Source organism: Paenibacillus sp. cl123 (assembly GCF_900101595.1).
Taxonomy (GTDB): Bacteria; Bacillota; Bacilli; order Paenibacillales; family NBRC-103111; genus Paenibacillus_G.
In genome coordinates this window covers 38632-51232 of record NZ_FMYY01000018.1, presented here as the reverse complement: position 1 = coordinate 51232, position 12601 = coordinate 38632, and the positions used below count along the sequence as shown (strand labels likewise).

Below are 12601 nucleotides of genomic sequence, written 5' to 3'. Positions count from 1 at the left end.
GGAAGCGCTTAAGCGTTACAAGATATGCGGCTGGAGCGCAATCTGGCTCCTTTTGCGGTCATCCGTTGCTCATTTCCAAGACGGCAGTCATTTTCAAATGTAACAAGGGGTCTAGGTCGGGGCGCCGCGGGCGTCACACTGATGTGAACGGGTGAGAAGAGATGGCAGAACGGGCCAAACGGGCAAGGTTGATCTATAATCCGTCTTCGGGACGCGAAGAGATGAAAAAGCGTCTTCCGGAGATTTTGCAGCGCCTGGAGCGCGGAGGCTTGGAGACGAGCACACATGCGACCATAGGCGAGGGCGATGCAACGCTGGCTGCCGCCGATGCGGTAGAACGGGGCTTCGACATCATCATCGCCGCAGGCGGAGACGGAACGCTCTACGAAGTTATCAACGGCATGGCCGAGAAAGAAAACAGGCCGCCGCTGGGCATTTTGCCGCTGGGTACGACCAATGACTTCGCCAGAGCGCTGAACATCCCCCGCAACTGGGAGGGGGCGGTCGACGTCATCCTGCGTCAGCATGCCCGTCCCATCGATGTGGGCAAGGTGAACCAGCGCTACTTCATCAACATCGCGGGGGGAGGCTCGATGACCGAGCTGACCTACGAGGTGCCCAGCAAGCTGAAAACACTGCTCGGCCAGATGGCCTACTATATGAAAGGCCTCGAGAAGCTGCCGCGGCTGCGCCCGATCGAAGTATATATCCGCACGCCGGAGGTTGAGCTGCATGAAGAGGTCATGCTGTTCCTCATCTCCAACAGCAATTCCGTTGGCGGCTTCGAGCGTCTGGCGCCGGATGCGTCGCTCAGCGACGGGCTGTTCGATGTGCTGATCCTGCGCAAGTGCAACCTTGCGGAATTCATCCGCATCGTCTCGCTGGCGCTGCGCGGCGAGCATTTGAACGACCCGCATGTCATTTATCTGCAAACGAAGCATATCCAGGTGACTTCACCGGACTACGTCCAGCTTAATCTGGACGGCGAATTCGGCGGTACGCTGCCATGTATTTTCACCAACCTGCCGCAGCATCTGCAAATCTTCGTCGATGAAAGCGGGCAGACCACTTACAAGAACACGAATCCGCTGAATCTGATGAATCTGTGGAAACCGAAGACCGGAGACGATAGCGAAAATGAAGACGAATAAAACGAAGCGCCGCAGCGGCGGTGCAAAGTCTGTAGACGGCTCCCGCCGCAGATCCGCTGCAGAGCGTCGTTCCGGGGGCCCGGGCACCAACCGTACGTTGGCAGCGTCCGCTGAGCCTCGCGATCTGCCGGTTGCTAAAAACGAAGAATACGTCGCCGATATCGTCGGCCTCGGACATGAAGGCGAAGGGGTAGGCCGGGTGAACGGCTATACCCTTTTTATTCCCGGGGCGCTGCCGGGGGAGAAGGTGCGGGTCAAGGCACTGAAGCTCAAGAAGCAGTACGGCTACGCCAAGCTGCTGAGCATCGTCGAGGCGAGCCCGGACCGCGTGTCCGCGCCCTGTCCGGTCTACAGCCAATGCGGCGGCTGCCAGCTCCAGCATCTGAGCTACGAGGCCCAGCTGCGCTGGAAACGGCAGCTCGTCGTCGACAATCTCGAGCGGATCGGAAAGCTGGCCGTGGCCGATGCGCCTGACGCCACCGGCATCCTCGTTCATCCGACGCTCGGCATGAGCGAGCCGTGGCGCTACCGCAACAAGGCCCAAGTGCCGGTCGGCAACGGTGGTGCCGAGCGTGAAGGAGGCCTTGTCGCAGGCTTTTACGCCCAGGGCAGCCACCGGATTATCGACATGGACGCCTGTCTGATCCAGCACGAGCAGAACGACGACGTCGTCCGCGCCGTCAAGCAGGCCGCCGAATCGCTCGGTATCCGCGCTTATCATGAGGAAACCGGCCGCGGTCTGCTGCGCCACGTCGTCGCCCGCTATGGCTTTCATACGGGCGAAATCATGGTCGTGCTGGTCACCAACGGCGAATCCATCCCGCACCGGGACGAGCTCGTCGGCCTGATCCGTGAAGCCGTGCCGGGCGTGACAAGCATTTGCCACAATATAAACACGCAGCAGACGAACGTCATCTTCGGCGACCGGACGCTCGTGCTGTGGGGCCGCGACGTGATCTACGACACGATCGGCGACATCCGTTTCGCGATCTCGGCACGATCGTTCTATCAAGTGAACCCGGTACAGACCGAGGTGCTGTACCGCAAGGCCCTTGACTTCGCCGGGCTGGCCGGCGAAGAAGTGGTGATCGATGCCTATTGCGGCATCGGCACGATCTCGCTCTTCCTGGCGCAGCGCGCGCGCCAGGTCTACGGCGTCGAAATCGTCCGCGAAGCGATCGACGATGCCCGCGCCAATGCGGCGCTGAACGGCATCCGCAACGTGCAGTTCGAAGCCGGCCCCGCGGAGGTGGTCATCCCGGCCTGGCGCGACCAGGACATCGCCCCCGACGTGATCGTGGTCGACCCGCCGCGCAAGGGCTGCGACCCAGCGCTGCTGGAGACGATCCTGGCGATGCAGCCGGAGCGGGTGGTGTATGTGTCGTGTAATCCGTCGACGCTGGCGCGAGATTTGAAGGTGCTGGAGGATGGCGGGTACCGGACGGTGGAGGTTCAGCCGGTGGATATGTTTCCGCATACGGTGCACGTAGAATCAGTAGCTTTGTTGGTGAGGAATGATACAGAGGGCTGAGAGTGCAGTTGTACAGCGGATTTGGGGAGTAGTACAGATGAAGTGGAAGTGTGAAACAGAGGCTAGAAAGTAGTAGAGTTGACTGATTGTTGACGAAATTAATAGCTCGTATTGGATTGGTTTGGACAGGGGTTCGACTTCCCTCGTCTCCATAAGATAAATCCACAAAAAGCAAAGGAGCTTTTCTACTGTAAAATGTAGAGAAGCTCCTTTGCCTTTTGTGTAACAATTGCATTTTATGCAGCTAATGTGTAGGGGGTTCTTGTTTATTCTAAGTAGAATGATAATTCTACGATTAGTACCATGTCTTAACTTGGAATGCTAATAAAAGTCGATTTTTAGAATTGAATTTAGAGGGAAATAGTGGTATTTGTAGAATATTGTATTTTAAATCATACAATGGGGCTGTTATTAATGTTTGTGAAAACCACAAATTTTCAACTTGAAGAAGAAATTTCCCTTATAAGCAAACCGGTTGCACTAAATGTCGAAGGATATCCTTATTCGAGACTAGAGGATCGTCCTTTTGAAATTCTAAATTATTTACTACATAAGTTGGAAATTGAAAAGAATGCTGAATTCAGAAGAGAGTATGCGGTAGCAACATTAATGCAAGGTGTTGGTGAAAGAGGAATTGATGTGTTACTACAAAACTCGTCTGGTGAATGCAACGGTGCCATCCAATGTAAAAGATATGCTAATAAAATTGATAGACCATCAGTAGCCAAAGAAATAATTAAATTTGGACTTCATATTCTGTTAAGTAATGTAAAAATAATTTCTGACCTGACACAATTCACGTATTTCTTTTCTGTATCTAATGATTTTTCTGGGCCTGCACTTGAACTAATAACAGATGTTAAGAATAAACTGAGACATGATCCTGATTTAGATTCATGGATTGCTTCTGTTATTGAGAGTTATACTGCGTTCAATAGCTTAAAAGCTGATGAAGTGAAAGATGCTTTATTGGCGATTCTAGAAAAACTCAAATATAAGAAAATAAATTCTGTCGATCTTGATCTTCTTGTACATCGACATCAAACAGATGTAGTACCATTATTCTTCGAAGTTAAGATTGTATATATTACCGATGTTCCAGATATGGCATTAGATGAATTGCTTGGGGTAATTTATTCAGAGATTGAGAATATAAATGATGTTAGATGCTCGAAAATTAAGGATATTATCATGAGACAAGTCGAAGACGTGTTAGCTATGATCGGTGATATCGGGGAGGAGGAATTTAAGAAAATCTTATGTGCTATAAAGCTTCCCTTTAAATTTATCCGAAAATTTGAGAATCCTCGCAAATTTAAATTTGCAGACAATTTAGATTTTATCAAACACTTAGTGGTTAATATGAGTTTAATTTCTTTAATAATTCCTGATATCAAGTTAAATTCTGCAGTTGGTCAAGCCATTAACTTACCAAATGGAAAAATCATTTCATATATACATTCCAGTGATAATCGTGAGTACAACTCAGTTGTATTACAGCTATTAAAACATTTTAATAAGGAAAATACTAATTTAACTTCTATTGAGACAGTTATAGTTGATAATGTAGCTGCTGCAAATTGTTTGTTGGGCCAAGGATCTGCCCAAGTTAATTTTGATTATATTATCCCAGAAATATCAAATGTAGATATAGAAACTCCACAGGGAAAAGAAGAGTTCTCTAATCTAAGAGAGAAATTTAATTTCATTTACCATTGTGCACATGCATTTAATTACAACACGCTTGAGTCTGAAGACCAATTAATACAATCTCTAAAATTAATCTTGTGTAGGTGATCGTATGGAGAAAAGTAAAATTTATGAAAAATTAGATGGATTTTTCGAAAAATTTATGATTCATAAGAAATCTGATGAAAAATTAAAAAATATTGATTGCTACTATATAGATTCTGAAGAAAAAAAATATATATTCGCTTGTAAGGTATATCATGACAAGCAAAGTTTGTTTGAGAATTGGGAATCTGATCAAGACACTGATATTGCTCTCTATTTACAAAATGATTGTTTTTCAAAAAACGATATTAGATGGGACATATACTTTTTACTAATCTACGTTGGACAAGACAATCTAACTTTAGAAGAATTTCATAATATTGAAAGAGATCGTTTTTGTTGCAAAAAAGTGGTTTTATCTGTTTCTGAAAACACAAAAGTTGAAGAAGCATTAAATTTTAAACTGCCTGTAACAAATAATTATTACAAATTAAACAAAATGGAGAATTATATAACGAATGAGTCTTTTTTGGAGAATCTTCGTAAAAGAGCCAGTTTAGATAAAGAAGATTTTCCAGACAATTTATTGGCCGATGTAGGAAAGAACAAAATAGAAATAATTGAAAAGTTAAGGGTGAAGTTATGAGAGAAGTTATTATTTCTCGAATGAGTATTGATCATTTTAGAGGATATAGAAACAAACAAATATTTGATTTAACTAAAGGTTCCAATTTCACTGTCCTTTCGGGATCTAACGGTTATGGTAAAACATCTTTTTTTGATGCTATCGAATGGGTCTTTACAGGGAAATTATTCAGATATGAAGAACCAAACGAAGAAAAATCAAAAAGTCATTTTATAAACTACCAGCCATTTGAAAAGCCGGCTGAAGTAAAAGTAGAGCTGCAAACACGGTCTGCTACCTTTATCCTCACACGACAAGCAGTAAACTTTGATGGAGCTAGTGATTACGGGCCAAACAAGTCATTTCTTTCATTAACAAGTTCGGATGGTAAAAGATATTATGAACAAGAAGCAGTTGATAAATTAAATGATTTATTAATTAGTGAAGAATGGAGAGACAAATTAGATTTTCCCAGTGTATTTACACAGTTTCACTTACTAACTCAAGATAAATTAAAACACTTTATACAAGGATTAAAAGGGCCAGCACGCTATAACCAAATATCAAACCTTCTTGGAACTTCTAGATTTAAAGAGTATGGATTGACCTATAAACAGATTAAGAATGATATTTCGCAGAAAATGGAGAAAATTGAGAAGGTGATATCCGATACAACAACAAAAATCAATTTCTTAAATAATCGGATAAATACTGACCAATTAACGAACTTTGATGGACATAGTAAATTTGAACTGTTTCTTCAAAGTAGTATCGAGAATTACAATTATAATATAAACCAAGTTAATCTTGATAAAATAAATTGGAACATTAATGCTAACGATGTATCGACATTAAATGAATTAAGCAAACAAATTAGTAGTAGAGTATTAACATCAATAAACGATCTTAATATTAGAAAAAACAAAATCAGCAATGAAATAAGAAATGCAGAAGAAGTTTATTCAAATAAAGATTTATTCTATTTGAACCAGAAGAAAGTCGAAATTTTAGAGATATTAATTCCACTACAAATTGAAGAAAGAAACCTTGAATCAATAATAAGAAATTGGAATTCATATGCCGATTATTCTAATCAAGAAACTGAAATAAACACAAGAATAAGTACCTATACATCACAAATCGAACAATATTCATCTGATATTGATAAATTAAAAGGGATCAGTAATTTGATAAGTGAATTTATGGCGAGTCCTTTGAAAGTCAACAATATAAACTTCCAAAACTCAATACAAAAGATTGAATCTTCTTTAATAAAATTACAAAACAGTATAGGTATATATAACATTTCGCCAAAAATAATTAACTTTCATGACTTACTTTTGTCACTACAGAATAATAATATTGAAGAATCAATTGAGAAGTTTACTTCCGAAATCGAATCTATAAATAAACAAAAACAAGAAGTAAGTAATGAATTATCGAATATAAAATTACTTATTAATTCAATGTTAGATACTGAAGAAGATTATAAAAATGTATTAAATCTTACACGTGACTATATACTCAAGCAACATTTACATAATGATAAGACTGAAACGGATTGTCCTGTATGTAATAGTACATTTCAAAAAGATCTATTATTAAATATTCTCAATGAGAAAATTTCATCTAATAATCCTCAAATCATTGAGAATATAAAAATACAAGAAAACTTAGAACAAAAGGTAAAAGTAATAGAGGATAAATTTACTAAATTAATAAATTCTTTTAACGAACAATTAATAAACTATAACGAATTTTATAGAGAGAAGTATACAATTACTTCTGAATTAGTAAATAAGTTTGAAAAAGAATTGTTTTCACTTCGAAATCAAAAAGATGAACTTAGAAATAAATTGAAAAATCTTCAGGAACAGCAAGATGAAATAAGAAAAATTATAGATTTATTACGTTTACCAGATAATTCAAATGAATTATTGCAATATGTAAACCAAAGACTGAAGGAAATAAAAAATATTACAAATAGCTACAAAGATCTTGATATTGAAGTATCTCAAGAGACATTAGATAAATGCAAAATTTTAATTAATAACCTTGAACAAAAGTTGTCTAATTCGGGATTCGGTAACTTTGATCCTGAATTGAAAATGTATATCGCTAGACAAACGGAAGAAGTAAAATTGTTGGTAGACGTTATAAGTAATTTAGAACTTTTATCAGATAAATTTACAAAGCAGCAAGAAACATTAAATAATAACAAGGACTATCTTGAACTCCAAAATCTAAAACAAACATTAAATGAGCATAATTCAAAGTATCAAGAAGAGAAAAAGATACTAATACAAGTAGATAATATCATGGATGCAGTTGACAAACTTGTTGAAGAAATGAACAATCAAATTCTACATGATAATGAAGAATTAATTAATAACATTTATAAAAGAATATACCCTCATCCGTTTTTCACAAATATTAAGCTTGAGTTAACGACTAACAATCAAGGAAATAACACCCTACAAATAAAGTGCTTTAAGGATGATAACAGTCAGTTAGAAGTTAATCCAACTTTTACATTCAGTACAGCTCAAATGAACGTAGTTGCGATTAGTATTTTTTTAGCTCTAGCGTTAAGGCAACAGTGTACAAATTTGAGAACTATTCTTCTGGATGATCCTATTCAAAGTATGGATGATATAAATATTCTTTCGTTTATCGATATCCTTAGAAGTATGAGTAGTGATCATTCTTTTAGTGGCTCTTTTAATAAGCAAATGATATTAAGTACCCATGACGAGAAGATATATCGATTACTAAATAAGAAATTAAGGTTTCTAAATACACAGCAATTAAGATATATTGATTATAATAGCTCAGGGCCTGTAATAAGTTATTAATTAATGCATCATATAAGAGACATTACCAATAAACCACTATCATAACGATAGATGTTTATAGTTATATTGTCTCTTGTTTTGATGTTTCATAGTTTTAAACAAAGGGAAGATTTAGGGTGAAATTTCAAAAAAACAATAATAAGTTGAAAGTGCACTTAAAACCACAGTACATGTAAACAAGGGATGGTTGAACTTTTTGATTGACAAACTTACAAAATTCTACAAAAATAACGTGATTGCTTATAGTTTGGTATTTAAGGAGATAAAGATCAGATATCATCTATTCATTGTTTTCGCGTTAAGTTTGTATCTAACTACTTTGCAATTAGTTGTGAAAGTAGGTCTTTATTTTTATTTTGCTGGAACACTGCTAAATACATTTAATTCATTCTTAATTTCACTTGTACTTTGTGTAGGATTATTTTTCCATGTGAATTCAAAAGCCAAAAAAATAGTAAGGAAGAAGTTCAGATTTCGAAACAAGGGATTCTCTTGGAGAACTGATGAGTTTGAAAAAATGCAATCACGAATTTTAATAGACCACTTACGAGAGAAGAAGCTCTATAAGGAAGAAAAGTTAAAGCAGCTAATTGATCTTTGTTATAAAGAAATAGAGAGGAAAAAACTCCCTTCTCTAATTGCACCAACAATCTTTATTTCACTGTTTGTTCCTATTTGGGTTCAGTTTCTGACAATACTTTTTAAAGAGACAAGTATAAGCGAACGGGCTTTCCCATTAGCCGTTAGTATCACGCTGTTACTTATTGTTATTATGATATCTATAACAATATCGAAATGGATTATTAAGGAAATGTTTGAGTTCGTGTGGATTAGTGAATCACAACTCAAAAAGAACTTAGTGCATAGATTAGAAGAACTACTGATTGAGATTGAAGAAGACGAGAAGCAGAGTGACTTAGGATAATATATATTAAATATTGATATTTTTGTTTTATGGTAGATTTAATTTAGAGATTGGTTTTGCCGATCAATCCTTAATTCAGAAACCAATAAATAATGCGAAAAAGCAAGTATGGATAGAAAGACAACATCGACAGCATCAGCCACCTGTTCGGCTACACGATCAACGTCTCGAAGGCGAAGTCGACAAATTCGAATTAATTGATGGGTTCGTTTTATGGTAAGATTGTTTGAAGCAGTTGGTGAAGGAGAACGAAATCTTGTACAAATCGGTAGTCAGAGATGGTAAGTTTCTTGTTCTTGTAGCTGATGGCATTATTATAAGGCTATTTGCAATCTGAGGTTGGATCGTCAAAATTCATTTAACATAGCACAATCTTTCTTTTGCAAAACTTAGTTGACAACTATCACATATATAATGTATTGTTTGTGCAAAAGTTGGTTGGAGGAAAATATGACAGAATTCGCAGGTTCGGCTGCATCGCAGGCTGATTTTATTTGGAAGAACGCAGAAGATCTTTGGGGCGACTTTAAGCATACTGATTTCGGTAAGATTATCCTACCATTCACTTTGTTACGTCGTTTGGAATGCGCTCTTGAATCTACGAGAGACGCTGTAAGAGAAGCTTACGACAACTTCAAGGATGCTGAAATTGAGCTTGATCCGATTTTACGCCAAACCGCTGGCTACCCATTTTACAATACCTCGGAGTATTCGCTTTCGACGCTTGGCAGCACTAAAACGCGCCGCAATTTAGAAGATTACATTGCCCAATTTTCCGATAATGCTAGAGCCATTTTTGAAGAGTTTGAATTTGGAAATACGATAATCCGACTTGAGAAAGCTGGTCTGCTATACACTATCTGTAAGAACTTCGCCGGCATTGATTTGCACCCTGACACAGTGCCTGATCGGGTGATGAGTAATATCTACGAGCATCTGATCCGTCGCTTTGGTGCTGAGGTTAATGAAGGCGCTGAGGACTTCATGACGCCCCGCGACATCGTACATTTAGCTACTGCGTTATTGCTTGATCCCGATGATGCGTTGTTTGAAGAGAATCCTGGTCTTATCAGAACCTTGTACGATCCTACCTGCGGGACTGGTGGATTCTTGACCGATGCAATGAACCATGTTGCTGATTACGGTAGCCACTATAAAATTCCACCAGTATTGGTTCCACATGGGCAAGAGCTTGAACCTGAAACTCATGCGGTTTGTGTAGCAGGTATGCTGATTCGTCGTCTGGAGTCAGATCCAGGTCGTGATCTATCCAAAAACATACTTCAGGGCAGTACGCTCTCAAATGATAAATTTGCTGGTGAACGATTTCATTACTGCCTTTCTAACCCACCTTTTGGTAAAAGATGGGAAAAAGATAAAACTGCCGTTGAAAAAGAGCACAAGCAGGGTGACTTAGGCCGTTTCGGGCCAGGACTACCTAAGATTAGCGATGGCTCAATGCTGTTCCTAATGCATTTGGCAAGCAAATTAGAACTACCACAGAATGGCGGTGGTCGTGCTGCTATCGTATTGTCTGGCTCCCCAATGTTCAACGGTGGTGCCGGTTCTGGTGAGTCTGAAATACGTCGCTGGTTGCTTGAAAATGACCTTGTTGAAGCCATTATCGCACTGCCTACGGACATTTTCTTCAGAACCAATATCGCCACTTACCTGTGGATTTTATCCAACAAAAAAACCGAACACCGCAAAGATAAAGTTCAGCTTATCAACGCAACCAGTCTCTGGACTCCCATCAAGAATGAAGGTAACAAACGCCGTATTGTGAGCGATGATCAACGTCGCCAGATTTTGGACATCTATTCAGCGGCTGAGAATGATAAATTCTCAAAAATGATCGATTATCGTGTCTTTGGTTATCGACGCATCAAAGTGCTTCGCCCATTGCGCATGAAACTGTTACTGGATGAGCAAGGGCTATCTAGGCTTGAATCTTCTGATGTTTGGAAAAAACTCACACCAGCGCATCAAGACTTCTGGCTTGCAGCCATTAAGCCAGTAAAAGGGGAAACCAAGGACTATAACTGGGCAGAAACATTCGTAAAGGAAGCTGTAAAGTCGGATGAAGCAAAATATATCAAGGTGAAGGCCAATAAGACCTTTATCGCTGAACTACTGAGTACGTTTGGACATAAAGATCCTCAAGCAGAGCCTGTGCTGGATGCACAAGGCAATATGGTTCCCGATACGGATTTAACCGATTATGAAAACGTGCCCTACTTAGAATCCATTCAGGATTACTTTGCTCGTGAAGTGCTGCCGCATGTTCCCGATGCCTACATTGACGAAAGCTTCACCGATGACAAAGACAAGCTGCTTGGTCGTGTAGGATATGAAATCAACTTTAACCGCTTCTTCTACCAATATCAGCCACCGCGCAAACTGGATGATATTGATGCTGAATTGAAGCAGGTTGAAGGTGAGATCGCCGCACTACTGGCAGAGGTGGCAACAGAATGAGTGATTACAAACCTTACTCGACTTATAGAGATTCTGGTATTGAATGGATTGGGCTGGTGCCGGAACATTGGGAGTTAAAGCCCTTAAAAATAGTTGCTTCTCATAATGATGATTCTCTTCCTGACTCAACGGAGCCAGAGGAAACTATTAGTTATGTTGATATTTCGTCGGCTAATTACAACGAAGGCATATCAAAAGTTGAAGAAATGTCTTTTGGTAATGCACCTTCCCGAGCCAGACGGAAAGCAAATTCCGGCGATGTTATTGTATCAACAGTCAGAACTTACCTAAAAGCAGTCGCATCGGTGGGTGATGAGTTTGCTCATTGCATTTTTTCTACGGGTTTTGCTGTTCTCCGGTCTCGTCCCGGCAAATTGGAGCCAAAGTTCCTTAAATGGTTAGTTCTTAATGATTTGTTTATTCAGGCTGTCGAAGCTCACTCAGAAGGATTAAGCTATCCAGCAATTAACCCTTCGACCCTTGTAGGACTTAAAACTGCTATTCCCAGTCAAAAAGAGCAAAAGAAAATTGCTTCAGTTCTCGAAAGTGAAACAACTCGGATAGACACCCTAATAACCAAGAAAACTCGCTTTATTGAACTGCTAAAAGAAAAGCGACAGGCACTGATTACTCATGCTGTCACCAAAGGGCTAAACCCTAATGTAAAATTGAAGGATTCTGGTGTTGAGTGGATTGGGGAAGTGCCGGAGCACTGGGAAGTCATTTCAGGGAATCGGTTATTTAGTGAAAGTAAGCAACTCGCTTTTGAAGATGATCAACATCTTTCAGCTACACAAAAGTATGGAGTAATTCCTCTTGAAGAGTTCCAGGAGCTTGAGGGCAGAAGGGTAACTCAGGCGGTGAAAAATCTGGAAAAGAGGAAACATGCAAGGATTAACGATTTTGTTATTAGTATGAGAAGCTTTCAAGGGGGAATTGAACGAGTCAAAGCGAACGGTTGTGTTCGTTCGTCATATGTCGTCTTAAAACCAACCCCCGCTTCACATGTAGGTTATTTTACTTATTTATTCAAATCAATAACATACATTCAAGGGCTACAGGCGACCTCTATGTTTATTAGGGACGGGCAAGACCTAAGTTATAACAACTTTCGTCAGGTAAAAGTACCTTGCCCGAGTGTGTCAGAACAAGCTCAGATTGCGGATTATTTGGACAAAACCATTAAATCTATTGATATGCTCGTTACAAAAACACAAAGAAGCATAGACTTGCTCAAAGAACGCCGTTCGGCATTTATCACAGCGGCTGTGACTGGACAAATAGACTTGTGAGGAGAACAGG

The 12601-nt window shown here is 40.2% G+C and carries 8 protein-coding genes; all 8 read left to right on the top strand.

What is annotated here, in order from left to right:
* Window positions 1-161 precede the first annotated feature (161 nt).
* The 8 genes from BLR08_RS22625 to BLR08_RS22590 all read left to right on the top strand — a co-directional run bounded on the left by BLR08_RS22625 (window position 162) and on the right by BLR08_RS22590 (window position 12591).
* Window positions 162-1151, top strand: a complete 990-nt coding sequence (locus BLR08_RS22625; protein WP_072335545.1) for a diacylglycerol kinase — start codon at window positions 162-164, stop codon at window positions 1149-1151.
* The gene (rlmD, locus tag BLR08_RS22620; protein WP_176835586.1) at window positions 1138-2682 is read left to right on the top strand and encodes a 23S rRNA (uracil(1939)-C(5))-methyltransferase RlmD; all 1545 of its coding nucleotides are present in this window, start codon (window positions 1138-1140) and stop codon (window positions 2680-2682) included. The genes BLR08_RS22625 and rlmD overlap by 14 nt, the downstream gene beginning before the upstream one ends.
* A gap of 363 nt (window positions 2683-3045) precedes the next feature.
* Complete coding sequence (locus BLR08_RS22615) at window positions 3046-4479, top strand: restriction endonuclease (protein ID WP_143014436.1); 1434 nt, start codon at window positions 3046-3048, stop codon at window positions 4477-4479.
* A 4-nt stretch (window positions 4480-4483) separates the two neighbouring features.
* The gene (locus BLR08_RS22610) at window positions 4484-5062 is read left to right on the top strand and encodes an ABC-three component system middle component 1 (RefSeq protein WP_072335552.1); all 579 of its coding nucleotides are present in this window, start codon (window positions 4484-4486) and stop codon (window positions 5060-5062) included.
* Window positions 5059-7896 (top strand): AAA family ATPase, encoded by a 2838-nt coding sequence (locus BLR08_RS22605; protein ID WP_072335555.1) that lies wholly within the window; start codon window positions 5059-5061, stop codon window positions 7894-7896. Before BLR08_RS22610 ends, BLR08_RS22605 begins: the two co-directional genes overlap by 4 nt.
* 196 nt (window positions 7897-8092) lie before the next feature.
* A complete protein-coding gene (locus BLR08_RS22600; protein ID WP_072335558.1) occupies window positions 8093-8821 on the top strand; it encodes a hypothetical protein in 729 nt (242 codons plus the stop codon).
* Between the two features lie 450 nt (window positions 8822-9271).
* The gene (locus BLR08_RS22595) at window positions 9272-11299 is read left to right on the top strand and encodes a type I restriction-modification system subunit M (RefSeq protein WP_072335561.1); all 2028 of its coding nucleotides are present in this window, start codon (window positions 9272-9274) and stop codon (window positions 11297-11299) included.
* Window positions 11296-12591 carry a restriction endonuclease subunit S gene (locus BLR08_RS22590; protein WP_072335564.1) on the top strand — a complete coding sequence of 432 codons (1296 nt, stop codon included), beginning with the start codon at window positions 11296-11298 and terminating at the stop codon, window positions 12589-12591. The genes BLR08_RS22595 and BLR08_RS22590 overlap by 4 nt, the downstream gene beginning before the upstream one ends.
* Window positions 12592-12601 lie beyond the last annotated feature (10 nt).